General features: G+C 68.0%; 22 protein-coding genes. 1 reads left to right on the top strand and 21 read right to left on the bottom strand.

Features of this window, described 5'->3' with window-relative positions; translation table 11 throughout:
* Positions 1-6: 6 nt before the first annotated feature.
* Positions 7-1146, bottom strand: coding sequence for an Rv0497 family membrane protein (locus tag G6N64_RS10000; RefSeq protein WP_163796753.1), 1140 nt, complete (start codon positions 1144-1146; stop codon positions 7-9).
* On the bottom strand, positions 1143-2129 hold the full coding sequence (locus G6N64_RS09995; protein WP_163796752.1) for a Ppx/GppA family phosphatase: 987 nt from the start codon (positions 2127-2129) through the stop codon (positions 1143-1145). Before G6N64_RS09995 ends, G6N64_RS10000 begins: the two co-directional genes overlap by 4 nt.
* Before the next feature lie 100 nt (positions 2130-2229).
* Between G6N64_RS09995 and G6N64_RS09990 the strand changes: the two genes are divergently transcribed.
* On the top strand, positions 2230-2976 hold the full coding sequence (locus tag G6N64_RS09990) for a DUF3109 family protein (RefSeq protein WP_163801570.1): 747 nt from the start codon (positions 2230-2232) through the stop codon (positions 2974-2976).
* Between the two features lies 1 nt (position 2977).
* Here the strand turns inward: G6N64_RS09990 and G6N64_RS09985 are convergent, their stop codons facing one another.
* From G6N64_RS09985 to G6N64_RS09895, 19 genes are all read right to left on the bottom strand, one after another.
* On the bottom strand, positions 2978-4228 hold the full coding sequence (locus tag G6N64_RS09985; protein WP_163796751.1) for a class I SAM-dependent methyltransferase: 1251 nt from the start codon (positions 4226-4228) through the stop codon (positions 2978-2980).
* A complete protein-coding gene (rfbF, locus tag G6N64_RS09980; RefSeq protein ID WP_163796750.1) occupies positions 4221-4991 on the bottom strand; it encodes a glucose-1-phosphate cytidylyltransferase in 771 nt (256 codons plus the stop codon). The genes G6N64_RS09985 and rfbF overlap by 8 nt, the downstream gene beginning before the upstream one ends.
* On the bottom strand, positions 4988-6124 hold the full coding sequence (locus G6N64_RS09975; RefSeq protein ID WP_163796749.1) for a DegT/DnrJ/EryC1/StrS family aminotransferase: 1137 nt from the start codon (positions 6122-6124) through the stop codon (positions 4988-4990). Before G6N64_RS09975 ends, rfbF begins: the two co-directional genes overlap by 4 nt.
* The gene (locus G6N64_RS09970) at positions 6121-7185 is read right to left on the bottom strand and encodes an NAD-dependent epimerase/dehydratase family protein (protein ID WP_163796748.1); all 1065 of its coding nucleotides are present in this window, start codon (positions 7183-7185) and stop codon (positions 6121-6123) included. Before G6N64_RS09970 ends, G6N64_RS09975 begins: the two co-directional genes overlap by 4 nt.
* Positions 7185-8114, bottom strand: a complete 930-nt coding sequence (locus G6N64_RS09965) for a hypothetical protein (protein ID WP_163796747.1) — start codon at positions 8112-8114, stop codon at positions 7185-7187. Before G6N64_RS09965 ends, G6N64_RS09970 begins: the two co-directional genes overlap by 1 nt.
* Entirely contained in the window at positions 8102-9289 is a 1188-nt protein-coding gene (locus G6N64_RS09960; protein ID WP_246231077.1) for a glycosyltransferase, read from the bottom strand. Before G6N64_RS09960 ends, G6N64_RS09965 begins: the two co-directional genes overlap by 13 nt.
* A gap of 552 nt (positions 9290-9841) precedes the next feature.
* On the bottom strand, positions 9842-12025 hold the full coding sequence (locus G6N64_RS09955; protein ID WP_163796746.1) for a hypothetical protein: 2184 nt from the start codon (positions 12023-12025) through the stop codon (positions 9842-9844).
* The gene (locus tag G6N64_RS09950; RefSeq protein ID WP_163796745.1) at positions 12022-13536 is read right to left on the bottom strand and encodes a family 16 glycosylhydrolase; all 1515 of its coding nucleotides are present in this window, start codon (positions 13534-13536) and stop codon (positions 12022-12024) included. Before G6N64_RS09950 ends, G6N64_RS09955 begins: the two co-directional genes overlap by 4 nt.
* Before the next feature lie 2 nt (positions 13537-13538).
* On the bottom strand, positions 13539-14774 hold the full coding sequence (locus G6N64_RS09945) for a hypothetical protein (protein ID WP_163796744.1): 1236 nt from the start codon (positions 14772-14774) through the stop codon (positions 13539-13541).
* On the bottom strand, positions 14771-16078 hold the full coding sequence (locus tag G6N64_RS09940) for a lipopolysaccharide biosynthesis protein (RefSeq protein WP_163796743.1): 1308 nt from the start codon (positions 16076-16078) through the stop codon (positions 14771-14773). The genes G6N64_RS09945 and G6N64_RS09940 overlap by 4 nt, the downstream gene beginning before the upstream one ends.
* Entirely contained in the window at positions 16053-17372 is a 1320-nt protein-coding gene (locus G6N64_RS09935; protein WP_163796742.1) for a glycosyltransferase, read from the bottom strand. Before G6N64_RS09935 ends, G6N64_RS09940 begins: the two co-directional genes overlap by 26 nt.
* Positions 17369-18424, bottom strand: coding sequence for a glycosyltransferase family 2 protein (locus G6N64_RS09930; RefSeq protein WP_246231075.1), 1056 nt, complete (start codon positions 18422-18424; stop codon positions 17369-17371). The genes G6N64_RS09935 and G6N64_RS09930 overlap by 4 nt, the downstream gene beginning before the upstream one ends.
* Complete coding sequence (locus G6N64_RS09925; protein ID WP_163796741.1) at positions 18348-19184, bottom strand: glycosyltransferase family 2 protein; 837 nt, start codon at positions 19182-19184, stop codon at positions 18348-18350. Before G6N64_RS09925 ends, G6N64_RS09930 begins: the two co-directional genes overlap by 77 nt.
* A 692-nt stretch (positions 19185-19876) precedes the next feature.
* Positions 19877-20563, bottom strand: a complete 687-nt coding sequence (gene regX / locus G6N64_RS09920; protein ID WP_163796740.1) for a two-component sensory transduction protein RegX — start codon at positions 20561-20563, stop codon at positions 19877-19879.
* Between the two features lie 161 nt (positions 20564-20724).
* Positions 20725-21909, bottom strand: coding sequence for a sensor histidine kinase (locus G6N64_RS09915; RefSeq protein ID WP_163796739.1), 1185 nt, complete (start codon positions 21907-21909; stop codon positions 20725-20727).
* 150 nt (positions 21910-22059) lie between these two features.
* A complete protein-coding gene (locus G6N64_RS09910; RefSeq protein WP_163796738.1) occupies positions 22060-22800 on the bottom strand; it encodes a phosphoglyceromutase in 741 nt (246 codons plus the stop codon).
* A gap of 33 nt (positions 22801-22833) precedes the next feature.
* Complete coding sequence (locus tag G6N64_RS09905) at positions 22834-23355, bottom strand: type III secretion system chaperone family protein (RefSeq protein ID WP_163796737.1); 522 nt, start codon at positions 23353-23355, stop codon at positions 22834-22836.
* Entirely contained in the window at positions 23352-24629 is a 1278-nt protein-coding gene (gene mshA, locus G6N64_RS09900; RefSeq protein WP_163796736.1) for a D-inositol-3-phosphate glycosyltransferase, read from the bottom strand. Before mshA ends, G6N64_RS09905 begins: the two co-directional genes overlap by 4 nt.
* A 46-nt stretch (positions 24630-24675) precedes the next feature.
* On the bottom strand, positions 24676-25971 hold the full coding sequence (locus G6N64_RS09895; RefSeq protein WP_163801567.1) for an ROK family transcriptional regulator: 1296 nt from the start codon (positions 25969-25971) through the stop codon (positions 24676-24678).
* Between the last annotated feature and the right edge of the window lie 220 nt (positions 25972-26191).

Genomic DNA, 26191 nt, shown 5'->3' with positions numbered 1-26191 from the left:
CGACCCTCAGTGCGATTGCAGGAGCGCCAGCGGCCCCAGCGTGATCAGTGCGCCCACGGCGACGGCGATGAGCGTGCTGCCGATGTCCTCGGTCTTGCGCACGACGCGCACGCCGACCACCAGTCCGAGGATCACGAGCACCGAGAGCACCAGCGCGACGATGTTGTTCCACTTCCACAGCTGGTCGAAGGCGATGAACAGACCGGCACCGAAGGCCACTGCCAGGATGCACTGCGCCACCACCCACGCACCGCGCAGGAACGCCGACCCGCGCTTCTCCCCGGCGGCGTCGGGGACGGTGTCCACCAGGGCGTCGTCGTCGGCGTCGTCGTCGTGCTCGTCGTCACCGAGGTCGATGTCCTCGGGGGTGGGCCGGCTACCGCGGCGGGCGAGGTCGTCGGCCACCGATTGACCGCCACCGAACAGCGTGTCGCCCGTCGACCGGAGGTACGACGGCGACGGGTCCTTCGTCGTCGACTCCTTCGACGTTCCGGCGATCTCGGCGAAGTCGAGGTCGATGTCGTCGTCGGCGTCGATCTCGTCGTCGTCGAAGGAGGGGTCGGGGCTCATCTCCTCGGCGCCACCGGCGGCGGTGAAGCCGGTGCTCGTCGCGGCCCCGGGACGTCGCGGCGGCGGGGTGAACGCGATCGGCGCATCATCGGCGTCGCGCTGCTCGAGGTGGGCGGCGTAGTCCTCCTCGGCGTCGACGGCGGGGTCGAGTTCGACCAGCTCGTCGGCCTCGTAGTCCTCGATGGGATCGACGACGGCTTCGTCGTCGGCGGTGACCTCCGGCGCGGGCGCCTCGGACACCGACGCGTAATCGGCTTCGCCGGGACGCGGGGTCTCGTCGGCAGGCTCCTCGGCGACGGGTTCGTCGACGGTTTCGTCGACTGGAGGCTCTTCGGCGGGCTCCTCGACGGGGGGCTTCTCGACGGGCTTCGGCTCGGCGCGACGCGGCTGCACCAGTTCCTCTGGCGCCGCGCTGATGATCGGGATCTCGCCCGTCAGTTCGGCGACGGTGACGGAGTCGGTGTTGCCGCGCCTGCGCCTGCGGCGGCCACCGGCCGGTGGTGCGCCGATCGTGCCATTCTTCGCGAGGAGTTCGGCCACCGAGATGGGCCGGGTGGCGTTGTCGTCGTCTGTCATCGTCTGCTGCCCCTAGCCTTGGCTAAGTCCACGGATGACTCCACCAGGGCGGTTCCGTCGGCTTCACTGTCGAGTTTCCGCAAAATCAGGCCCTCCCGCAACGCCCATGGGCAAATGTCCACCGTGTCGATCGACAATGCCCGCATGCTCGCTTCGGCGACCAGGGCGCCTGCCACGATCTGTGGCGCACGCTCGGTGCTCACCCCTTCCAGTTCTGCTCGGTCCGCGGCGGTCATCCTAGAGATGAAGGCGATGAGCTGCCGCAGGCCCGCTGCTGTCAGTGTCCTCTTCGCACGCGGTCCTGCACCGGAAGGCGCGGCACCGGTGAGTCGTGCCAACGATCGGAAGGTCTTGGACGTCGCCACCGTGAGGTCGGGAGCGCCCGCGTCGAGGACCTTGGCGCCCGCCTCTGCCATCTCGGTGTCCAGCCAGTCGCGCAGCATCGCGACCCGGCGGCGGCCCGGCGGGTCGTCGGGCAGCCACTCCCGGGTCAGCCGGCCGGCGCCCAGCGGCAGCGACAGCGCCACGTCGGGCTCCTCGTCGACGCCGCTGGACAGTTCGAGCGATCCGCCGCCGATGTCGATGTTGGTGATGCGGCCCGCACTCCACCCGTACCACCGACGGACGGCCAGGAACGTGAGTCGCGATTCGTCGACGCCGCTGAGCACCTTGAGCGCCACGCCCGCCTCGGTGCGCACCCGCGCCAGCACGTCCTCGGAGTTGGTCGCATCGCGCACGGCGGAGGTCGCGAACGCCATCAGCTCCGCGCACCCCGAACTCGCAGCGATCTTGGCGAATTCGTCGATGGTGTCGACCAACTTGTCGGCGCCCTTGCGGGTCAGCTTTCCGGAGCCGTCAATCGCCTCGGCCAGCCGCAGCGACGCCTTGGTCGAACTCATGGGCGTGGGGTGTCCACCCCGCCTGGCATCGACTACCAGCAGGTGAACTGTGTTGCTGCCCACGTCGAGCACGCCCAATCGCACGCGACCCACGTTATCGGGTCTACCGTTGGTTTCCGTGACGGGGACTCGCGATGAGCGCTCGAGCGACGAGCAGAGGAATCGGCACCCGGGCGAAGTCGACATGGACTTCGCCCGCGAATGGGTCGAGTTCTTCGATCCGGAGAACCCGGAGCACCTCATCGCGGCGGACATGACGTGGCTGCTGTCGCGGTGGACCTGCGTCTTCGGTACCCCCGCGTGCCAGGGCACGGTGGCGAACCGACCCGACGACGGCTGCTGCTCGCACGGCGCGTTCCTGTCCGACGACGACGACCGCGCGATGCTCGACGATGCGGCGTCGATGCTGACCGACGAGGACTGGCAGTACCGGTCCAAGGGGTTGGGCCGCAAGGGGTATCTGGAGATGGACGAGTACGACGGCAAGCCGAATTGGCGGACCCGCAAGTACAAGGGCGCCTGCATCTTCCTGAACCGGCCCGGCTTCCCCGGTGGCATCGGGTGCGCGCTGCACTCGAAGGCGCTCAAGCTCGGCGTCGAGCCGCTGACGATGAAACCCGAGGTGTGCTGGCAGCTTCCGATCCGCCGCACCCAGGAGTGGGTGGAGCGGCCGGACGGCAGCGAGATCCTGCGCACCACCATCACCGAGTACGACCGGCGCGGCTGGGGCGAGGGCGGCGAGGACCTGCACTGGTACTGCAGCGGCGATCCCGCCGCACACGTGGGCACGCGGCCCGTGTGGCAGTCCTACGCACCCGAACTCACCGAACTGCTGGGCGAGAAGGCCTACGTCGAACTCGCGGCGATGTGCAAGCGGCGCGGCGGGCTAGGCCTGATCGCGATACACCCGGCAACCCGCGCCGCTCGGTGACTCAGTCGATGACGGTGAGTTCCGGGATCGGCACGACGAATCGGCCACCCCATTCCCTGATGTAGGCCATGTCCTCGATCACCTCGTCGCGGAGGTTCCACGGCAGGATCAGCAGGTAGTCCGGGCGGGTCTCGCGCACGTGGTCGGGGGCGTGAATCGGCAGGTGGGTGCCCGGCAGGTACTGCCCCTGCTTGTGCGGACTCCGGTCGACGGTGAAGTCGACGAGATCGTCCCGGACGCCGCAGTAGTTGAGCAGGGTGTTGCCCTTGGCCGGGGCGCCGTACGCGGCGACGGTCCGCCCCTCCTCCCGCGCGTTGACGAGGAACGTCAGCAGCGCCCGTTTCGTCCGCTTCACCTGTTCGGTGTACGCGCGGTAGCCGGCCAGATCGTCGAGGCCCGCGTCGCGTTCCACCTGACGCAGCACGTCGATGCGCGACGACTCGGCGTGCCCGGCGTCGTCCGCATGGCAGGCGTAGATCCGCAGGGATCCGCCGTGCGTCGGCAGTCGGTCGACGTCGAACAACCGCAGACCGTGGCTCGCGAAGACCTGGGTGACGGTCAGCAGCGAGAAGTAGGAGAAGTGTTCGTGGTAGATCGTGTCGAACTGGTTGTTCTCGATCAGTTCGAGTAGGTGCGGGAACTCCATGGTGATGACGCCGCCGGGCGCCAACAACCGCGACAGGCCGGTCACGAAGTCGTTGAGGTCGGGGACGTGGGCGAGGACGTTGTTGCCGATGAGGAGGTCGGCGCGCACACCGTCGTCGACCAGCTCGTCGGCGAGGGCTTCGCCGAAGAACCCGACACGGGTGTCGATGCCACGTTCCACGGCGACGAGCGCCACGTTCTTCGCCGGTTCGATTCCCAGGCAGGGGATTCCGGCGTCGACGAAGTTCTGCAGCAGGTAGCCGTCGTTGCTCGCCACCTCGACGACCTTGCTGGACGCGTCGAGCCCGAAGCGACCGATCGCTGTCTCGACGTATCTGCGCGCATGATCCAGCCAGCTCTGCGAGTACGACGAGAAGTAGGCGTAGTCGCTGAAGATGGCGTCCGCCGAGGTGAACTCGGCCAACTGCACGAGGAGGCACTCCGTGCACACGTAGGCGTGCAGTGGGTAGAAGACCTCCGGGTGATTCAGCCGATCCGGGGCGACGTAGGAATTGGCGAGCGGTGACATGCCGAGATCGCAGAACGAGTGGGTCAGGGGGGCGCCGCAGAACCTGCAGTCGCAGCCCGCGGGAGTGCTCTCAGACATCGTAGGTCCGCCAGGGGGCCTTGTCGTTGTTCCACAGCTCGTCGAGGTAGATCTTGTCCCAGAGGGTGTCCATGCCGCGCCAGAATCCATTGTGCCGGTAGGCGGTCAGTTCACCGTCGGAACTCAGCCGTTCGAGCGGAGCCTGCTCGAACACGCTGTCGTCGCCGTCGATGTAGTCCAGGATCGACGGCTTCGCCACGAAGAAACCGCCGTTGACCCAGCCGCTACCACCCTGAGGCTTCTCCTCGAAGTGGACGCGGTCGCCCTCGAATCCCAGCGTGCCGTAACGCGCGGGCGGCTGAACGGCCGTCACCGTGGCGATCGATCCGGACTTCTCGTGGAAGGCGGCCACCTCGCGGATGTCGACGTCGGACACTCCGTCCCCGTAGGTGAAGGAGAACACGTCGTCGCCGATGTGGTCCCTGGCGCGCAACAGGCGCCCGCCGGTCATCGTCGACTCACCGGTGTCGAGGAGCGTCACCGTCCACGGCTCGCTCTTCGACTCCAGCGTCGAGATCGTGTCGTTCTTCATGTCGATCCGGACGTCCGACATGTGCAGGAAGTAGTTCGCGAAGTACTCCTTGATCATGTAGCCCTTGTAGCCGCACAGGATGACGAAGTCCGTCACGCCGGCCGCGCCGTAGGTCTTCATGATGTGCCAGAGGACCGGCTTGCCACCGATTTCGACCATCGGCTTCGGTCTGCTCTGGGATTCCTCGCTGATGCGAGTCCCTCGCCCTCCGGCGAGAATGACGGCCTTCATAGTTCTTCCTTCCCCGAGAGGAACAGCTGTAGGAGGTCGCAGACCCTGTCGACCTGCGATTCGGTGAGTGCGAGCGCGGAGGGCACGTTGATGGCCCGTCCGGCGATGTCGTATGCGACCGGATTGCGGCGCGCACCGTCGGCGGCGGTGTCGTATCCGGCGAACGCCGGCAGCGAACTGAGGGGCGGCAGGAACGGCCGGGTGTCCACCGAGTGCGCATCGAAGAGTTCCATCAACCTGCGGGTCGACAGATCGTGGGTCGGGTCGACGACGACGGTCACCATCCACAGCGCGTTCTCGACGTCCGGTTCGCGGTGGTTGAGTTCGACGCCGGGCACCATGGCCAGCCGCTCCTCGTACCATTCGAAGATCTGTTTCTTCTTCCCGACCAACTCGTCGATCCGAGAGAGTTGAGCGCGTCCGAATGCAGCCTGCAGTGAACTCATCCGATACTTGAAGGCCAGCTCGCTGGTCTGAAACAGCTTGAAGTCCGCGGGGGTTCGGCCGTGATCGCGCAGCCGCGAGATCCGCTCGAACACGTCGTCGCGACTGGTGACGACCATCCCGCCCTCGCCGGTCGTCATCGTCTTGGTTCCGTGGAAGCTGAACGCCGCGACGTCTCCGAGGGTCCCGGCGGGCCGGCCGTGCCACTTCCCGCCGATGGCCTGCGCCGCGTCCTCGATGATCGGGATCCCCGCCGCGGCCGACTCGATCGCGGCCATGTCGGGCATGCCGCCGTAGAGGTCGACCGTGACGATGGCCTTGGTGCGGGCGGTCAGACGCTTGGCCAGGGAGTCGGCCGACATGCACCAGGTGCGCGGGTCGACGTCGGCGAATACCGGTGTCGCACCGAGGTAGTGGATCGGAGCGGCCGTCGCCACCCAGGTCGACTCCGGGACGACCACTTCGTCACCGGGCCCGATGCCGAGCGCCGCCATCGCCAGGTGCAGCGCGGAGGTTCCGTGCGGAACCGCCGCTGCGTGACCCGCACCGACGTACTCGGCGAACTCGGCCTCGAAGGAGGCGACGGAACGCCCGGCGCCGGTGTACCAGTCGTCCGCGGCCGCCTCTGCGACGTAGGCGACTTCGAGGTCGGTGACCCACGGCCCGGCGATGGGGATTCGTTCGGTCACGACGGCTGCAATTCCAGCGACGAGGTGTCCGCGCGGTCGCGGCTCCACCGCAGTTGCGGATCGAGGTCGCCGCGGTCCAGGAGTCCGGTGATGGTGCGGAGACGGAAGTAGTTCGGACCGGTGAAACCGTCGGCGGTCATGCCACCGTCGCGGTAGGCGGCCAGCAGCTGTTCGATCCCCGACCGCACGGTCCACTGGGGCTCGTACCCGGGCAGTTCCCGTTCGATCCTGGTGAAGTCGACGCGGTAGTCCCGGATGTCGGGCATGGCGCCCTCGGCGTAGGTGACGACGCACTCGGGGGCGAGTTCGGCGATGAGGTGCGCGACGTCGCGAATCTGATAGTTCTCGCCGACCCTGCCCACGTTGAATGCCCTGTCGTGGATGGCATCCCGGGGCGCACTCAGGGCGGCGGCGAACGCAGCCGCGATGTCGAGGACGTGAACCAGCGGCCGCCACGGCGTGCCGTCACTCTGCAGCATCACCTTGCCGGTCGTCACCGCGTGGGCCACCAGGTTGTTGACCACGACGTCGGCCCGGAGGCGACGCGACAGTCCGTAGGCGGTGGCGTTGCGGAGGTAGACGGGCGAGAAGTCGTCGTCGGCGAGTTCGGACAGCGCCTGCTCGACCCGGACCTTCGACTCCCCGTACGGCGTCACCGGGTTGAAGGCCGCACCCTCGTCGAGTTCGTCGTCGCCCGCCTTGCCGTACAGGCTGCACGAGGACGAGAACACGAATCGACTCACACCGGCGGCCTTGGCCGCCTCCGCGAGCCGGACGGACGCCGCGTGGTTGATGTCATACGTGAGGCTCGCGTTGAGGTCGGACAGCGGGTCGTTCGACAGCGCCGCAAGGTGAACGACGGCGTCGAAGCCGGCCAGGTGCTCGGGCGTCACGTCCCTCATGTCCATGGCGAGGTTGGGCACGTCGTCCGGCGGGGCCAGGAAGTCCCCCGACGCGAAGTAGTCCGTGTCGAGCCCGACGACGTCGTGGCCGAGCCTCCGCAGGACCGGGGTGAGTTCGACGCCGATGTAGCCGAGATGTCCGGTGACCAGGATTCTCATCAGCCGACACCCAGAACCGACGGGTCGAAGACGAGCACGCCGTCCGACTTGCCGCCGTGGTCGTACTGCGAGACGACCTCCTCGGGTAGCGCGTCGAGCGTGTCGGCGCGCCGGTAGTCGCGCAGCGAGGTGCCGGTCGAGTGCGAGTCGACGTTCGGGGGTCCGGCGTTCGACACCAGATCGTCGAGGTGCACCGTCCGGAAGTCGATGCTGAAGCGCGCCTCGCGCGTCGTGTTCGGAACGGTCGCATGCAGTTGCGCACCCGAGAAGGACAGAATCGATCCGGCGTCGCCGATGAGCCGCACCCCCGCACCGGGTCCCGTACCGCTCAGCCTCGGATGCGGCCGCGGATCACTCTTGATGTAGAGCGCGGCGTCACGACGCGAGGACTGGTTCCACTCGTACGCATCGAACTCGGCGCTGGTGTTGTTGGCCGGCGTCTGCCAGTACTCGGGATGGAAGACCATGCACGAGTCGGCGGTCACGCCCCGGATCGGTGCCCACCAGTTGTTCTGGCTTTGCGGCGACGAGTACCAGGTGTCCCGGTGCGGCGTGTAGTTGTAGCCGAGCCCCGCATTGAGGTACGACGCCGGCGGCACGACTCGGAGCTTCGGCACGTCGAAGTACGTGAGGCCGAGGTCGGCGCCGAAGTCGGCCATGACGGCTCGGAGCAGTTCCTTGGACTGGGGGCTGTGGGTGAACCCGGTCTTCAAGGGGCCGAGGATCTTCACGTACTCCTCGACGGCGAGGGACTCGTGCGCGGTGACCGGGTCGACGTCGCCGAACGCCTCCACGATCATCGTCCAGGCGAATTCGGCGAATGCCGCGACGGTCGCCCGGGGTGGGATGCAGAAGACCTCACCGGAATAGATCCGCGACCGCCTGTCCTCGTCGGTGACGGTCGATTCGGTGGATACTACGAATGCCATTGCATCTTCCCTTCGAGGAACGGGTCTTCGGTCGGTCGTACGTCGTTCCGTGGTCCTGTGTGCGTCGCCGGTGACGCGTCGGGATGCCCTGCGGAACCGTCGATCCGACGGCGCCGGGCAGCGCGGACCGAACTCATCAGGAAGAGAACGTCCCGCCTCAACTGCTTGTCGAAGATGGCCGCCACGCCGATTGCGCGGTCGGCCGTCGAGATGCGCCAGCACGGATTGCGCACGACGCGGCGAACGAACTCGAATTGCTGACCGAGCTGCGAGCGCGCAGACGTCAGAGCTGTCATCGATCCCGACCCGATCCGGAAGGACGCCAGTGTCTTCGGCACGCCGTAGAAGTCTCCGTGCTGAATCATGCGGACCCACAGGTCGAGTTCCATCGGGAACAGCAGATCGCCCCGGAAGCCCCCGCAGCGATCGAATTCGGCGCGCCGGAACAACGCGGCGACCGGTGGGCCGATCGGATTGGTTCCGCTTCGGATCACGCGCCTCACCGTCTGCTGCGCAGACTGCAACCCGACGATGCCGCGCAGCCCCTTGGCGGGCCGCAGGACGTCGCCGGCGTCGTCGATGAAGTCGGTGCGCACCGACACCAGAACCACATCGGGGTTGGCGTCCATGACCCTCACCTGTTCCGCGACGCAGTCCGGCTCGATGGTGTCGTCGGCGCAGATCAACTTCACGTACCGACCGCGGCTCTGCCGTACCGCTCGGTTGAAGTTCTCGGCGATCGGCAACGTCTCTCGGTTGCGGACGACGCGAACGCGTTCGTCACGCACCCCGGCGACGATCTGCGCGGTCCGGTCCGAGCTGTTGTTGTCGACGACCACGACCTCGAAGTCGTCATAGCTCTGCGCCAGAACGCTGTCGAGCGTGGCCTGGAGGTGGCGTTCCGCTTGGTAGGCGGGGATGCACAGGGACACACGTGGGGAGTGACCTCGCGTCGCAGGAGAGCCTTCGGACGTCCCCCACGTCCCTGGCTCGTGCTCGACCGGTGTCACGTTGAAAAGCCCCCTGAGTCGTGAATCGTCGCGATGAGACGGTCGACCAACCCGGTCTCTCGAAGACCGGCCTGCTCGGTAGCAACCTGCGAACGTGGTGACCGCTGCGTCAAAACATACCAATGCAATGTAAATATCGCAACCCGTGGAGACGGCTAAACGCACGCACTCACGTAGTTACAGCGAATGTCGACTACTTGGCATGCCGCTCCCTTCGATCGCCCCTCCGTCCACCATCGAGCCGTTCCACACAGGGGGCAAGCGGCATGGCTATCTCCGCATCACCCGGAGGTGAAGTGCGTCGATGCAGGTCACGGCCAGGCCAGGAGGTCCACCCTTCCACATTCCGAACCCGACGCGGTGCCGCGCGGGCATGGGCGTGCCGATGACAGATGGCAAATTCACACAGCGACCTCTGCTGGTTTCGACAGCAACTAATTGACGGAGCATGCAGACGAGTCCGCGACACCTGCGCCCCAGGGGCGTCGGCTAGTCGACGCGCGGGCGTCACGGCCGACGACACGACCCGTTCGACCCGTACGCGGGTCAACCGAGGCTCGGACCACGAGGCCGCACTACACTCGGGACAAATGTCGAACCAGGACGTCGCCTGCCGGTGCGGGCACCTACGTGCCGCGCATCAGCACTACCGTCGCGGGTCCGATTGCGCCCATTGCGATTGCCCGCAATTCCACCTCGGACGGAGCGGCCGTCCGGTCAGCCGGCTCCACCCACGGAATTTCCTACGCCGCATGCTTCGCCACTGAACCAACCCAGGTTGGCGCACCGCGGTGGCGCCTCGACCCCACCGCCGTCGCGGTTGAACTCGAAGATGGTGGTGACGTCGTCCGTATCGCGGATGCGCCACTGCGGGCTGGCCCGGAGTTGAGCTTCGAACGTCGAGATGGCTCCCGGCGGAAGGTAGCGGTAGTAGTCGAGCGCGAGGGACGCCTGCTGATCGAAGACGATGAACGTGTTCCCCTCGAAACCCGCAGCACCCGCGGTGATCTCGTCGAGTTGCCCCTTGTTCGGGAAGTCGCGGAGAAAGTCGGCAGGCAGCGCGGGAATGGACTGATCGAAGTCCTTGTCCCTCTCGGTGAACCGTAGGTAGTCCGCCGTCGAACGGGTGGACAGCCCGCCGCCGGGATACAGCGACATCACCTTGATCGGTGTCTTCTCCTGCGCCAACAGTTCAGCGCCGACGTCGATCTGGCTTCGGTGCTCGACGACGATGGACCACAGCCCGTAGTAGCCCTGGAGGCCGGCCAGGGCGGCCGCGCTCAATGCCGAGACCACGGCCACCTGGACGGCACGTCGCAGCAGTGCCCGCGTCGAGCGAAAGTCGATCGCGTACACCACGAGTGGGGCGATCAACAGCGCACACCCCGGAATGGCGTACAGGTAGACGCGGAAGATCGCCTCGCCGCCATAGCTCTGCCCGGCCAGTAGCGCGAAGGAACCGAAGGCCAGCACCGCCGCGATGAGGAACGGCTGGCGCCTGCGCCACCAGATCACCATGCACACCACCGCCAGGAGGACCACCGCAGCGGACAGTGACCGGCAGACAGTCGAGGTGAAGAACTTGCCGAACGATCCCTCGAGCTCGATGTTGCTCTGCGCGTTCGCAACCGGATTGAACGAGAAGATCCCGTACGGCGCGACGATCGCCAGTCGCGGGATCAGGTAGGCGACGAGCAGAACGACGTAGGGAAGCGGCAGCCACCTGGGTCGCACACGGCCGGCGATGGTGAGGACGACGGCCACACCGCACAGCCAGTACGGCGTGAGCTGATGAAGGGGAACGAGGGCGGCGAACAACGGGATCGAGAGGTATCCGGCGACCCGATGAGTTGCCGAGGCGATCAGCAGCGCCACTATGCCGAGCGCGATGACGAACGCCAGCGATTGGGGTGCGAAGTAGTCCTGGCCGACCCAGTTGACCAGTTCCGCGATCATGGCCGCAGCCAGCGCGACCTTGGAGGTGAATCCGAGGAGCTTGGCGATGGCCACGATCTCCACGGCGATGAGGACGTGGATCAACGGTGCGAAGACGTGTGCCACCACGGTCGGGTCGAGAGCCGATACGTCCCCGAACCAGGCGAACGCGGTGAAGAAGCTCGGCCACTGGCCGTAGATGTCGCTGCCGCCGGGCAAGTCGTGGAAGCGTCGGATGTAGTCGACGACGCCGAGGTGCTTGTAGGCCCAGTTGTAGATCGGCACGTCGGTCACGAGGGTGACGGTCAGACGTTGGATCGCGACGACGACCCCGATGGCGACCGCGGCGGTCACGAGACGGCCCTGCCGCAGGGCCGACACGAACCCGCCGACCGCCACCAGCGTGCAGAGTGCGATCGCGGGCCCGGTGCCCACGAACAGCAGCCCGAACTGGGAGTACGGGGCGTTGCGAAGGCCGGGCAGGGCCACCAGCCAGCCCGCCACGGCCACTGCCAGCAGTGCCGCCGGCCAACTCCGCATCGGCGCCAGTCCACCGAGGGTCGGCCGGGACACCCGTAGTGCACCGACGGGCCGCCGCGGCAGCGCTGCGGCCACGGCCACCAGCGCGACGACGTGCAGCAGCACCCCGACCGGGTGATGGAACCACGTGAGCACCATGGTCGACGCGCTCATCGCGGCCAGTCCGACCGCCGGCACCGCGGCGATGGCCGCCGCACGGGGAAGCTTCAGCCGCGCCACCGCGGCGATGCCCGGCCCGGTGAGGACGAAGATGCCGAGGAGCACGGCCTTGATGACCGGCGGAAGCGGTGACAGAGCCGCGACCCCGCAGATCACCGATCCCCATCCGACGAACCCGAAGAGGTGCGCCACGGGGACGGCGCCGGGCGGCGTGGGCTCCTCCCGCGGTGCGGACGTCACGGGCGGGCTCAGCAGTGCCGCGGTCACGCGGGCGTCACTCTCACGTAGTCCACGAGCATCGTCGACGTGTCGGGCGTCCGTGCGTCCGTCGGCCCCGGGTACTTGCCGCCCACCGCGACGTTCAGCAGCAGGAAGAAGGGCTTGTCGAAGACCCACGCGTTCTGGGCGCCGACACTCGCGGGTGTGAGGGAGCAGGTGGTGGTGCCGTCGATGCCCATGGTGATGCTGCCCGGCGCCCGCTGCACCCAGTAGGTGTGGAAGTCCGAGGACAGTGCGGGCCAGGGGCCGCTACCACCCTGCTGCCAATGGTCGCCGTCTGCCGTCGGGCCGTGGAGGGTGCAGCTGTAGTCCGCCGCGTCGTTGACCGTCTCGATGACGTCGATCTCACCGGACCTCGGCCAGCCGACCTCGTCGACGTCCGAACCGAGGAGCCAGAAGGCCGGGTGGAGTCCCTGCCCGGCGGGCAGCTTGATTCGTGCCTCCGCGCGACCCTCCGTGAAGTCGAACTTCCCCTTGGTGGTGAGACGCGCGGACGTGAAGCCTCCGTCGGCGCCCCGCACGGCATTGATCTCGAGGTGGCCGTCACCGTCCAGTCGAACGTTCCGGGGATCGTCGGTGTAGTCCTGCACCTCCTCGTTCCCCCATCCACCGCCGCCCAGGTCGTAGGACCACACGACCGAACTCGGTGCCGAGCCCGACGGGCCGTCGAAGTCGTCGGACATGGAGCCGTTGCCCACGACGGCTTCGGCATGACCGATGGAACACCCCGTCGTCATGGCCACCAGCGCGAGCGCCGCGCCGACGGACGTTCCGACGCTCCGGCGGTGGTTGCCCCCACCCGACCGACGCAGGCGATCCACGCCGAGACCGGTCGTCCGGTTCCTCGGCACACGCCGGAGATCCTTCTCCAGCAACATGATCGAAACGAAACCGGCGATGACCGAGTACGCGGTGGCCCGCTCCATGCCTCCGGGCCCGAGACCCAGGTGCCAGCCGTTCTCGAACGCGAAGTACCCGGCGATGGCGATGCAACCGGACACGGTGGCGATCCACGAGGCGGCGGTGCGGCGCAGGTTGGTGGCCGGCATGCCCCACACGCCGGCCGAGCTGGTCGCGAGTCCGACGGTGACGGCGAAGCAACCGCCGAACAGGAAGAACAGGCTGGCTCCCAGTGCGTGGGCCGACCAACCGGTGTTCGAGGGAACGAGACCGACGATGATCACTCCGATCCCCGACACGGTCAGGAACAGGGTGGCGGCCCTCGGCCGCGCGGGCCGGCGGAGCCACGCGGCCGCAGTCAGGAAGGCGAGTCCGACGACGACGACGGATCCGTTCATCAGCATCCAGCTGGTGCTGCACGGCTCGGTTCCCTGCATTCCGCAGTAGGGGACGCCGAGATCGCTGATGAGGTTCTGGCCGTAGCCGTAGTTTCCGCGCCAGCTCCCGACGACCAGGTATTCGCAGACGAAGAACTGCAGTACCGCGATGACGAGGATCTGCGGCAGACGGTCCGTCCAACTCCTCTTGACGTGAAACACAACTAGATCCTGATCTGTCGGGTAAGGGCGAGTTCCGGCTCCTCCGCCACGGCGTTCAGCGCCGACTGGATGAGTTCCGGAAAGAAGACGTTCGAGTGGAACGACGCGCTCACGTCGAAATCGGATCCGTGGTGGCTGATCGTGAACACGATGGCCTCGGGATCCATGGGTTCGTTGAGGCAGTTGCCGAACCGCCGCGCCTCGTCGCCCACGGTGCCCATGAAGATGCTGCCCACGTGCGAGAACACCAGCTTCGCCACGGGGGCCGACGCAACCCGCGTCGCCGGGTCGAATGCGTGCCCACTTCTGTAGTGGCTCTCGAACTTCCGGGCGTTCAGCAGCAGTGCCGCCAATGGCCGGCCACTGGACGCGGCGTCGCCGATGCCGCGGTGCAACCGGCCGGGGTCACCGGGGTCCCCCACGGCGATGTCGACCCCGGAGACGAAGTTGCCGAAGATCCGAGCGCCCCCGGGCAGATACCGCCGGCAGTCGAAGACCACGTTCACCGAGTCGTTCGATTCGATTCCGTGCGAACGGAGTGCGACCACGATCGCGGCGGACACGATGGACGCGATCGAGACACCGGAGGCCGAGCGCGCGCGGGCCTGCCGGACGCGCTCGAGCACGTCACCCGTGGACTGAGCCGCCACCATGGTGGGGGCCCGGTGCCAGGCCACCGACGCCCCCGCGGCGGTGGGCACCGCCGGTGCGCGATTGCGGTTGCGCAGCAGTGCCGCCATCCGCCGAGGCCGCGCGCCGTAGAAGTGGGCGAGCGCCTTCCCGAGCGGATGACGCGTCGGCGTGCCGAGCGACCAGTCCGGAAGGCTGTCGTAGGACCGGCGTTCTCCGATCACCGAATTGAGCATGTCGACGAGGTGTACGTCCCCGAGTCCATGGCACATGTCGACAATGAGATAGTCACCGGCGATGGCGACGTTCACGGCGCTGGAGCCCGTGCTCGAGCGAGCCCGGCGGGTGAGCAGCGCGGGCAGATCTCCCGCGGTGCAGGCGGGCAATTCGGTGACGTCGCCGAGGAAGTCGTCGGGTGCATGCCGCCAGGTGCGGGTGTCGGTGCTCGGAATGAGGCCGAACCGGGTTCCCGGCCCACCCCGGGCCGCGAGTTTCCGCACGACTGAAGCGATCTGCTCGGGACGCCCGGCGTCCACGGGCCCGACCGCGCTGATGATCCGGTTCTTCGCCCACATCATGTCGAGCGGGCTGACTTTCACGGCACTCATCGCACGCCCCCCACGGCATCGTGCTCGGGCAGGTCCGCCGGGTGCGAATCCGCCTCCGATCGTTGAGTTCTGAGTTCTCGTAGCCATCGGACCAGGGGTCCGACGAGGATCACCGCCGCGAGGACCTCGGCGGCGAGGTAGGACACGCCGATGCCGAGCACGCCGAGCGACGGTGTGAACGCCACCGAGCCGCCGATGACCACTGCGGTCACCGCGCACTGCGTCACGACCGCCAGGGTCAGTCGTCGGTGCACTCGCGCGAGGCCGTCGTAGAGGGAGCCGATCACCGTGAACGGGATGAAGACGGCGGCCAGGTACAGCAGCGGCGTGCCGTGCTCGCGGTACTGGTCTCCGATGAAGCCGAGGGCGACCGGACCGACGACGGCCAGACCCGCGCTGCCGGCCAACGCGACGGCACCGATCGTCTTCACGAACTGGGCTGACAGACCGCCGATCCGGTCGGGATGAGCCGCGCATTCGGCGACGAAGGGACCGATCAGAAGACTGAGCACGACGTACACGGCGGTCACCATCGACCACGTCACCGCGAAGTAGGCGCTGGCGTCCGCTCCGAGCTGTGCGATGACGACCAGCGGAACGATCAGTGGCGCGATGGACGCGAGAGCCGTGATGCCGTAGGACGCACCGAAGTACCGCCACATCTCGCTGCGGGCCGGAAGGTCGGGTGCCCAGGTGTACCGGTCGTCGGACCTGATCCGCCGACGCATCGCCACCATCAGGCAGCCCATCGCCACCGCTGCGGTCAGCCCCCAGGAGGCGATGATCGCCAGCGCGGCGCCCGATGCGGACATCACGACGAGGGCGGCCAGCTTGGCGACGGCGTGGACGCCGTTCTTCGCAGCCCCCCAGCGCGCGACACCCAGGCCCGCAACGGTGTTGTCCTGCAACGCGAAGAGGGCAAGCACCACCACCAGCACGGGGTAGACGAGCTTCTCCAACCGGGTCGGGAACAGTGCCTCGGGGCCGAAGGCGAGCACGCCCACCGCGAGCAGCATGGCCACACCGGCCACCAGTAGGTATCCGCGCACCAGCAGGCCGCCGGCACGGTGACCAGAAACCGGGAGGAACCGCTCGTACATGGCCCCGATGCTGAGGTTCGAGAGCGTGGACAGCATGATCGCCGAGGCGATCGACGCGGAGGCGACACCAACCTGTGCGGGTGTGAACAACTTGGCGGCGATCGCCCAGAAGGCCAGTCCGAGAACGCCGGTGCCGAGGTTCGACGCGACCACCGCGTACGAGTTCAGCCGAAGATTCCTATCCGTCGACGACGGCCGGCGCATGGCGACCTCCCCTCAGCGGAGCGACTCGGCGGCCTTCCCGTCGAGAGGCGACGTAGGCTCGGGGACCCCCGAAGATCGATCTCAGCTCCAGCTTGCCGACGCCACTGGGCACCAGCGCCTCCAAGTCGGGAGGTGGTGACGCAACCTTCGACATCCGGTACCCCAGCCGACCTGCGGTACGCGCCTGGGCCGCCACCGTGCGGACGGCGAGCCACGCGGTTCGCGGGTTGAGGGCGATCTTCGTCAACCAGGCGCCCAGACCCAGTCCGTAGCCGCGCGCCTGGACCGCGAGCGCGCCGTTGTCGGCCCGGTGCCGGTGCCACACGATCGCGGACGGCTCGTACGCCAGTCGCCAGCCGGCGAGCAGGATCCTGAAGAACATGTCCAGATCCTCACCGCCCTCGGTCGGCGATCCGACTCCCAGCGCCTCGTCGAAGCCGCCCAGGTCGAACACCACGCTTCTGCGTACGGCGAAGTTGGCACCCGTTCCGTAGATGCCCACTTGAAACGGGAACAGTGGCACGTCCGGAGGAGGCGAATCGAGTTGGTACGACGCGGGATTGCAGGAACTCGCCCACCCGACGCGCTGGTCGAAGTACGCCTGGGCCGGTGTTCTGATCTCGCCGCTCGGGACGATGCCACTCACGCACCCCACCGCCGGATCCCGGTCGAACCGGTTCGCGAGGCCGTGCAGCCAATCCCCGTCCACCAGTACGTCGTCGTCGGTGAAGGCGATGATCTCCGTCGTGGCAGCGGCCAGCCCCGCGTTGCGTGCGCGGGACAGGCCGGGCAGTGGCTCGACGACGAGTCGTACGCGCGGATCGGCGAGACTCTGGACGTAGTCACGGGTCTCGGCGGTGCGCGCGGCGTTGTCGACGACGATGACGGCCAGGTCCGGATACTCGAGCGCGAGGATCGACGCCAGCGCCACCTTCAGCATCTCGACCCGGTCTCGGGTGCACACGACGACCGTGATCGGCGGTGTCGCCCCGGATGCGACGGGTGTGGCCGGCGATTCACCGCGGATGCGACCGACGGCGTCGTGCAGCTCACCCGGGTCGATTTGGCTTGCCCGCACGGCGAGTTCGACGAATCCGACCACGTCGCGGCCACGGCGAACCAGGAGTCGTGCGCGGTCGTAACCGTCCGCGTCGCGGAGCCGGTAGGTGCCGGACCGATCGACCGACGCCACGTCGATGGACCCGATCCAGATGGCGCCCGCCCACGTCGGAGGATGCGGGACTGGCAGCGCCGGCTGCAAGTCCGTCGCCTCAGTGGACGTCGTCGGTGTCATCGGACGACCCCGCGCGAACGTGACCCCACGCGTCCCCTCAGGTAGCCCAGCGAGGTGACCGCGACACCCACGGCCACCACGGCGGCGCGGACCAGTCCGGCACGGGTGCAGCTGGCGAGGCCTCGAGCGGCGGCCCGGGGCAACACCCTGGAGACGTAGGCGCGCTCACTGCTGAGTCCGTCCGATGCGCCCACCAGACGCGACACCATCGCCTTCGACCTGCCCTCGTGATAGCACCGGGAGACGAAGTAGCGGAAGGTCGTGCGGTCGCGCGACACGGTGTGCCACACGCGCATGTCCGGATCGAACAGGAGACGTGCAGCGGGCTTGCGCTGGCTGATCCGGATGCACAGTTCGGTCTCCTCGCACCCGGTCGGCTTCGAGCCGATTCGCCCGACCGACGAATCGAAGCCGTCGACCATCACCAACGCGTCACGACGCAGGGACATGTTGGCCCCGATGAAGTTTCGGACCGGCGCCACGGTCGTGGGTTGTCCGACGTAGCTGCAGCCGACGACCCAGTCGAACTCGGCAGGCAGCCACGAGGGTCGAGCGTCCGGCCAGTCCGGCATGGCGTAACCACCGACGCCCTCGACGTCCTCGGCCGTGTAGTGCGCGACCATCGCCTCGGACCAACCGGGTTCCGCCCGCGCGTCGTCGTCGAGGAAGGCCACCACGTCCGAACCGGCTGCGCGCAGTCCCGTGTTCCGCGCACCGGACAGCCCGCGGGGACCGGTGCTGCGCAGCACCTTCGGCATCACGGATCCCCGGTAGCGCTCGAGGGCGGCGGCGAACAGATCCTCGTCGTGATCGATCACCAGTAGGAGTTCGTCGACCGGGAGCCGTTGAGTCAGAACGGAGTCGACCGCATCGCACATCGCCTGCCACCGGCTGGGCGTGTAGGCGCAGATGACCACCGACGTGGAGACCGTTCCGGCCAGGCGGCCGTCGACAGTCGCGTTCGCGTGGGTCAGGTCACCGACCGACATGCTGACCAACTCGCGCGGCTTCACGTCGCGCCGGGGTGGCACCGCGGCGAGTCGAGCGCTCACCGTGGATCGTCCGCAGCACGCGCCACCCGTCGCTGAACGCGTGCAGGTTGCTCGTGCCGTGGATGCGGCTGCGCTCGAAACTGGGCACCTCGACGACGCGCAGACCCGACGTCAGGATCCGGACGTTGATCAGCGTCTCGATCTCGAAACCGTCACCCCACTGCGCTTCGGTCGCCGCAGAGTCGGGCAGCGCCATCGCGGGGAGGTGGCACCGCCAGAAGGCCATGTATCCGTAGCAGAGGTCGGTGAACGACGCCCGGAACTTGAGGTTGACCATCGAGTTGAACACCTTGTTGCCGAATCGGCGAGTGAAGGTGAAGTCGGAACTACCCCCGCCGTCCGCGAACCGGCTGCCCTTGACGACGTCGGCGCCGCCGTTCAGGGCTTCGACGAAGCGCACGATCTCACCGGGGTCGGTCGAGCCGTCGGCATCGATCATCACCACGATGTCCGAGGTGGCGGCTTCGAAACCGCACACCAGCGCATTGCCCTTGCCACGCCGGGTCTGCGAGATGATCTTCGCCGTGGGCCACAGGGTCCGCGCCACCTCGATCGAGTCATCCTCGGAGTGCCCGTCGACGAAGACGATCTCGTCTATCCCCTCGGGCATGCGCCGAGCGACGTCGGGAAGGTTCCTGGCCTCGTTCATGGCCGGAATGACGACGGTGACGGTGTTGCGTCGCAGCGTCGGGGTCGACGCATGAACGTTGCCCACGTCGAATGCGTCCTTCTCGTCGGTACCCGGTGCTTCGACGCTCATGGCTTGACCCCTCTTCGATGAAACCAGCCAGCGCCCTCCGGGGGCTGCTGGTGGTCGCGGTGGTGACCTAGATGCTCGTGTAATCCATGACGCCTACTGGCGTAGTCGCCACTTCGGTTGCTGAAACTCAACGGTGCGTTTCGTTCTGCCGACTCCGTCGACGGGACCGCTACCGGACCCGAGACGATCAGATGGCGCTGCGCCGCACCCGAGGCGGGACTCGCGCCACCGGGGCGACGTTCGCTCACCTCGGGAAAGCTACCCGTCTCATCGAGGCTATGCAACCTGGAGGCGCGATTTTGGCAAACATTTGATCATTAAACTTGCACGCCGGTCAGCGGGATATTTCCCCCTTAGCACAGCAGCGTCTCTAATATTTGGCTAACTTTTGCCGCCCATGCTGCCGCATCAAGCGGAGATCGGGGCCAGCGGTTCCGGCGACCGGGGGCCACATGGCACGGCGTGCAACCGCACGGGAATGGACCGGCAAAACATTCGTTTAGTACGGAAACCCCAGCTCACGGGGCTGAGAGTTTGCTGAGTGTGACACAGGTAACTCGGGGTTCGGCACCGAGCATCGACCGCCGACCGTGGGTGCACGACGACATCCGTGGACACGTGTTCGGATGGGCACAGCGTCGTACCGCCGGCCACCACGAGGCGACCGGCGGTACGACGGGAACTCCTGCGGGTCAGCCCTCGAGCTTGTAGCCGAGCCCCCGCACCGTGACGAGATGGACCGGGTTGGCGGGGTCGGCCTCGATCTTGGAGCGCAGTCGCTTCACGTGGACGTCGAGCGTCTTGGTGTCGCCCACGTAGTCCGCACCCCACACCCGGTCGATCAACTGTCCCCGGGTCAGCACTCGCCCGCTGTTGCGCATCAGGTACTCGAGCAGGTCGAACTCCTTGAGTGGCAGCGTGATCGGATCGCTGTTCACCGAGACGACGTGCCGCTCGACGTCCATCCGGACCGGGCCCGCCTCCAGGACGCCGTCGCCGATGCCCGTTTCGTCGGGATCGACGCCGCGGCGCAGCACGGCGCGGATGCGCGCGATCAGTTCGCGCGCCGAGTAAGGCTTCGTCACGTAGTCGTCCGCGCCGAGTTCTAGCCCGACGACCTTGTCGATCTCACTGTCCCGTGCAGTGACCATGATCACGGGCACGCTGGAACGCAGCCGCAGCTGTTTGCACACGTCGGTACCGCTCATGCCGGGCAGCATCAGGTCCAGCAGCACGATGTCGGCACCCGAGCGCTCGAACTCCGCGAGTGCCGACGGACCGTCCGACACCACCGTCGCCTCGAAGCCCTCCTTGCGCAGGAGGAAGGCCAGCGGATCGGCCAAAGATTCTTCGTCCTCCACGATCAACACACTGGTCATCAGAGAGCCGTGCCTTCCGGGTAGGTGTCCTCCACGATCAACACACTGGTCATCAGAGAGCCGTGCCTTCCGGGTAGGTGTCCTCCACGATCAACACACTGGTCATCAGAGAGCCGTGCCTTCCGGGTAGATGTCCTCCACGATCAACACACTGGTCATGGTCAGTCCTCCGATTGGTCTAGATGATCTGAGTCGTCATCGTGAAAGGGGTAGGCCGGGATCGACAGCGTGAAGGTCGACCCGGTGCCCGGCTGACTCCACAGCCGGATGGATCCGTTGTGATTGGCGGCCACGTGCTTGACGATGGCGAGCCCGAGCCCGGTGCCGCCGGTGGCCCGCGAGCGCGCCTTGTCGGCGCGGAAGAAGCGTTCGAAGACCCGCTCCTGGTCGGCCCGCGCGATGCCGATGCCGCGGTCGGTGACGGCGATCTCGACGTCGTCACCGCGACGCCGCCGGGAGATGGAGACGCCCGACCCCTCCGGCGAGTAGGCGATCGCGTTCGACACCAGGTTGGCCAGCGCCGTGACGAGCAGCGTCTGATCGCCGTACACGCGGTAGCCGGTCGGGGCGTCGGTCGTGATCTCGATGTCGGCGTTGTCGGCGGCCACCTTGTAGCGCGACAGGGCCTCCGCCACGACCGTGTCGACGTCGACGGCCTCGAGGTCGGGCAGCGGGTCGGCACCCTGGAGTCGCGACAGTTCGATCAGCTCGCCGACCATGTTCGCCAGCCGATGCGACTCGATCAGCATCTTGTTCGCGAACCGCGCCACGTTCTCCGGATCGTCGGTCGAGGCCAGCAGCGCCTCGGCGAGCACCCCCATCGCGCCGACGGGGGTCTTGAGTTCGTGGCTGACGTTGGCCACGAAGTCGCGGCGGGTCGCCTCCATCCGGGCGTGCTCGGACTGGTCGTCGACGAAGATCACCGCGAAGCGGCGGTCCTCCTCCGTCAGCAGCCGGACGTGGCCGCGGACGTGCAGGCCGGAGCGGCCGGGGTGCCGGCGCGACGGCGCGAGGTCGACCTCGACGTCGGTGCCGGTCACGAGCGTGCGCTGCGCCGCGGCCCACGCGCGGTCGTCGAGCAGCCGGTCCCGGACGATGCCGAGTTCACTGGCCTGGGGGTTGATGTAGACGACGTCGCGGTGAATGTCGACCACCACGATGCCCACCGGGGACAGGGCGACGACGTGCTGCAGCATCTCGGAGATGGTGATGCCGGCCTGTTCGGCGGTGCGGCGGTCCCGGCGTTCACGAAGTCGCGGGACGAGCACCGCTCCAACCGCGACGCCCAGCGCCAGCGCGAGCAATGCCACGACCGTCGCCAGGGACAGCGCGGAACCAACGCTCACGGGCAAAGCGTACGCATTGGGTGAACGTCATCCCAGCAGCGTGCGGCCAATTCGGGACAAGTCACACACTCAAATACAGGAGTTCGGCGCCCGTTCACCGGAGTTAACCGACTGTTCTCTCGGATGGGCACTGCGCCGGCGTCCGGTGCGCTACTTGGCGCCCTGTGCGGCGACCGCGGCGGCGCCGGCGGCCGCGGCCTCCGGATCGAGGTAGTTCCCACCCGGGACGGTCGGCTTCAGCTCGTCGTCCAGCTCGTAGACCAGCGGGATGCCGGTCGGGATGTTGAGACCGACGACGTCCGCGTCGGACATCCCGTCGAGGTACTTCACCAGCGCGCGCAGCGAGTTGCCGTGCGCGGCGAGCAGCACGGTGCGCCCGGCCCGCAGGTCCGGCACGATCGTCTGCTCGAAGTACGGCACGAACCGGGCGACGACGTCGGCGAGGCACTCGGTCAGCGGTCCACCGTCGATGTCGGCGTAGCGCGGATCGGCGTCCTGGCTGTACTCGCTGCCCTTCTCGATCGGCGGCGGCGGCGTGTCGTAGCTGCGGCGCCACGCCATGAACTGCTCCTCGCCGTACTTCTCCTTCGTCGCGGCCTTGTCCAGGCCCTGCAGCGCGCCGTAGTGCCGCTCGTTGAGCCGCCAGTTGCGGTGCACCGGGATCCAGTGCCGGTCGGCGGCGTCGAGCGCCAGGTTGGCGGTGGTGATCGCGCGTCGCATCAGAGACGTGTAGAGCACGTCGGGCAACACACCGGCCTCGGCCATCAGCTTCCCACCGCGAATGGCCTGCGCCCTGCCCTTCTCCGTGAGGTCGACGTCCACCCATCCGGTGAACAGGTTCAGCGCATTCCATTCACTCTCGCCGTGGCGGAGCAGCACCAGCGTGGCCATGCGGACATCCTGTCACGACCGGGCGGGAACGGGTCAGTCGTCGTCGCCGTCGTCGTCGATGAGGTGCTCGAAGGCCTTGAGGTTCTTGAGCGACTCGCCGCGCGACACCCGCCACTCCCATTCCTTCTGGATGGACGTGCGGAACCCGAGTTCCAGCAGCGTGTTGAAATCGGCGTCGACGGCCTGCAGCACCTGGCCGAGGACGAGGTCGACTTCCTCGGTTGTCACGGCGTGCGGCGCCATCCGGCCCACCAGGTAGATGTCGCCGACCTTGTCGAGCGTGTAGGCCACGCCGTAGAGCTTCCGGTTGCGCCGCAGCATGAAGCGGTAGACGCCCTCGTGGTTCTCGTCGGGCCGCCTGCAGACGAACGCCTCGACGCGCACCGCGTGGTCGCCGATGCGGAGCAGCGTGTTGGTCTTGAGCTTGCGCTCCCCCGGCAGCGCCACGATCACCGCGGGATGGTTGCCGTGGTCGTCCTCGCGGACGGCGTACTCGAGGTCGCCCTCGGTCAGCGTGTCCTCGATCGTCTTGCGCATGTCGGCGATGGAGGTCATGCGCGCACGCCCCGCCGGATCGACAGGCGTCTGCGTTCGCGCCGCGGCAGGTCCCTGCGCTGGTGGCGGGACCGGTAGTCGGTGATCGCGTGGCCGTAGCTCCTGAGCAGCCCTTCGACGGTGTGCGCCCAGGAGAAGCCCGACGCATGCTCGTGGGCCGCGGCCGACATCTCGGCCGGGTCGCGCCTCAGTACGCCGTCGATGGCCGCCGCCCAGTCGTCGGCGTCGTGAGTGGCGACCAGCGTGCCGGTCACCCCGTCGCGCACGGCGACCGGCAGTCCGCCGACGGCGGCGGCGACGACGGGCGTCCCGCAGGCCTGCGCCTCGACGGCCACCAATCCGAACGACTCGGCGTAACTGGGAACGGCCACCACGTCGGCGGCCCGGTAGACCTCGACGAGACGGTCGCGGCTCTGGGGCGGTAGGAAGGTCACGCGGTCGGTGATACCCAGGTCCGCGGCAAGCCGAACCAGGCCGTCCGGATTGGCCAGTCCGTTCCCGGACGGACCACCCGCGATGACGACCCGCACGCCGGGCAGCTTCGCCGCCGCGCGCAGCAGGACGTCGGGCGCCTTGAGCGGTTGGATGCGGCCCACGAACGCCACCACCGGCTCGCCGCTCGGGATGCCCAGCACCGCCCGCGCCGCGGCGCGGTCGCCGGGGGTGAACGTCGCCAGGTCGACGCCGGGGTGCACGACGTCGATGCGGTCGCGCTGCGCGTGGTGCAGCGAGACGAGTTCGCGCGCTTCGTATTCGGTGTTGACGATCAACCGGTCGGCCTCGTCGACCACCTGCTGCTCCCCGACGGACCGCAGCGGCGGCTCGGGGCGGTCGCCCTCGGCGAGTGAGGCGTTCTTCACTGCGGCCAGGGTGTGCGCGGTGTGGACGAGCGGCACGGCCCACCGGTCGCGGGCCAACCAGCCGACCTGACCGGAGAGCCAGTAGTGCGAATGGACCACGTCGTAGTAACCGGGTTCGTGGGTGGCCTCGGCACGCAGGACACCCGCGGTGAACGCGCACAGCTGGGTCGGCAGATCGTTCTTGTCGAGCCCCTCGAACGGCCCGGCGACGACGTTGCGGACCAGCACGCCGGGGGCGACCCGGACCACCGGCGCGTCACTCGACGTGGTTGCGCGGGTGAAGATCTCCACCTCGACGCCGCGGCGCGCCAGCTCCAACGCGCTCTGCAGGACGTACACGTTCATCCCGCCGGCGTCGCCGGTACCCGGCTGGGCAAGCGGCGAGGTATGGACCGACAGGACGGCGACGCGCACACCCCATCCTTACACCGCGGGCCATCGGCCCTCGTCGGCGGTCGTCTCAGGCGGATTCGGGACGCCGGCTGTTGGCGCGGCGCATCGCTCCGATCGGGTCGGCGTAGAGACCGCCGAGCGACACCACGCCGGCCCCCGCCTCCTGGATCCGATTGCCGAACGACGTGACCCGGATGTCGCGGGTGCCCAGCGCCGACCGTCGGGCGAACGCATCCTCCACGAGCCCGAAGCCCTCGGGGTACTCGGTGAACGCCTGGCCCCCGACCACGAGGTCGTCGGGGTTGAGCATGTCGCGGAGCAGTGCCAGGGCCTCGCCGAGGACGCGTGCCCGCTCGGCCAGCAGTCCGGAGGCCTCCTCGTTGCCGCCGCGTGCGGCGCGCAGCACCCCACCGATGGTGGACGAGGGACCCTCTGCGGGTACGACGTGCAGCCTGCGCGCCGCCGACAAGACTGCCTCGTCGCTGACGGTCGACTCCAATTGCCCAGTGTCGCCGAGGATGTCGGACTGTACGGGGAGGCCGGCGATCGTGCCGGGCCCACTGGACGGCGAGTGCACGCGACCCGCGATCGACAGCGCGTAGCCGACCGTCTCGCGGGCGTAGACGTAGAGGCTCGTGCCACCCTCGCGGCCGGCGTCACCCGCACCGCGGCGCGCTCCGAGCAGCAGTTCGGCACCGGCCATCGCGTCGACGTGCGAGGCGAGCGACACCGGAAGTCCCAGCGTCTCCGCGAGCACCGGACCGACCGGCGCCTCCGTCCAGCCGAGCCGCGGATGGTCGACCAGGCCGGTCGCGCTGTCGACCACGCCACCGGCGGTCACGCCGATCCAGAGCGGACGGCGGCGGTGCCAGCGGCTGAGGTAGCGGCGGGCGCTGCCTGCGAGCGATGCGAGGGCGGCGTTCTGGGTGCCGCGCGGGGTGGGCATCTCGACGACGTCGAGCGTGCGGCCGATCAGGTCGGTGGCCGCGATGCTCGTCGTCCGCGCACCGATGTGGACGGCCAGGGTCAGGAACGGTTCGTGGTTGACCTCGACCGGCACCCTCGGCCTGCCGATGGCGCCGGAGACGGCGAGGTCGGCGCGCTCACGAAGCAGTCCGGCGTCGAGCAAGGCCGTGACCTGCCGGTTCACGGTCGCGATGCTCAGGCCGGTGACCTTCGCGACGACGTCGCGGGCAATGGGGCCGCGCGTCCGGGCGGCGCCGAACACGGCTGCCGCGGCGGCGTCGGCGACACGCAGTGACGGCGCGACGATGTTGAGCCGACGAGCCTGGGGATACCTGCCGTTCGCCGGGGACAGTGTGCGCGCGGCGTGCGACGCAGGGGTCTGTCGGGCGGTGACGATGGAGGGGGATGCGGTGACGGTCACGATGTTGTCCTCGGATGAAGTCGGCTGGTGGTTTTCTAGGCCACACCTGGCGACTCAGCGGGACGAACGTCGTCCGGGTTCAGTCAGGCGCAGCGTGGAGTGCGACAACAGCGACAACACGAACGCCGAGTGGCGATGCGGGAAGTCAGACCTTCGGACACATGCACAAGCTAGCACGCTGACTAAAGTCGGGGGA

The organism is Mycolicibacterium sediminis (genome assembly GCF_010731735.1).
GTDB lineage: Bacteria > Actinomycetota > Actinomycetes > Mycobacteriales > Mycobacteriaceae > Mycobacterium > Mycobacterium sediminis.
The sequence above is the reverse complement of the archived record's forward strand: the minus strand, read 5'-3'. Positions and strand labels throughout refer to the sequence as shown.

What these genes read in the sequence shown, in the direction of transcription:
- G6N64_RS09940 (WP_163796743.1), bottom strand. Translation starts at nt 16,078, where the DNA reads ATGCGCCGGCCGTCGTCGACGGATAGGAATCTTCGGCTGAACTCGTAC.
- G6N64_RS09965 (WP_163796747.1), bottom strand. Translation starts at nt 8,114, where the DNA reads ATGGCATTCGTAGTATCCACCGAATCGACCGTCACCGACGAGGACAGG.
- G6N64_RS10000 (WP_163796753.1), bottom strand. Translation starts at nt 1,146, where the DNA reads ATGACAGACGACGACAACGCCACCCGGCCCATCTCGGTGGCCGAACTC.
- G6N64_RS09925 (WP_163796741.1), bottom strand. Translation starts at nt 19,184, where the DNA reads ATGAGCGTCGAAGCACCGGGTACCGACGAGAAGGACGCATTCGACGTG.
- G6N64_RS09985 (WP_163796751.1), bottom strand. Translation starts at nt 4,228, where the DNA reads ATGTCTGAGAGCACTCCCGCGGGCTGCGACTGCAGGTTCTGCGGCGCC.
- G6N64_RS09990 (WP_163801570.1), top strand. Translation starts at nt 2,230, where the DNA reads ATGGACTTCGCCCGCGAATGGGTCGAGTTCTTCGATCCGGAGAACCCG.
- G6N64_RS09945 (WP_163796744.1), bottom strand. Translation starts at nt 14,774, where the DNA reads ATGAGTGCCGTGAAAGTCAGCCCGCTCGACATGATGTGGGCGAAGAAC.
- G6N64_RS09970 (WP_163796748.1), bottom strand. Translation starts at nt 7,185, where the DNA reads ATGAGAATCCTGGTCACCGGACATCTCGGCTACATCGGCGTCGAACTC.
- G6N64_RS09935 (WP_163796742.1), bottom strand. Translation starts at nt 17,372, where the DNA reads ATGACACCGACGACGTCCACTGAGGCGACGGACTTGCAGCCGGCGCTG.
- G6N64_RS09910 (WP_163796738.1), bottom strand. Translation starts at nt 22,800, where the DNA reads ATGGCCACGCTGGTGCTGCTCCGCCACGGCGAGAGTGAATGGAATGCG.
- regX (WP_163796740.1), bottom strand. Translation starts at nt 20,563, where the DNA reads ATGACCAGTGTGTTGATCGTGGAGGACGAAGAATCTTTGGCCGATCCG.
- G6N64_RS09905 (WP_163796737.1), bottom strand. Translation starts at nt 23,355, where the DNA reads ATGACCTCCATCGCCGACATGCGCAAGACGATCGAGGACACGCTGACC.
- rfbF (WP_163796750.1), bottom strand. Translation starts at nt 4,991, where the DNA reads ATGAAGGCCGTCATTCTCGCCGGAGGGCGAGGGACTCGCATCAGCGAG.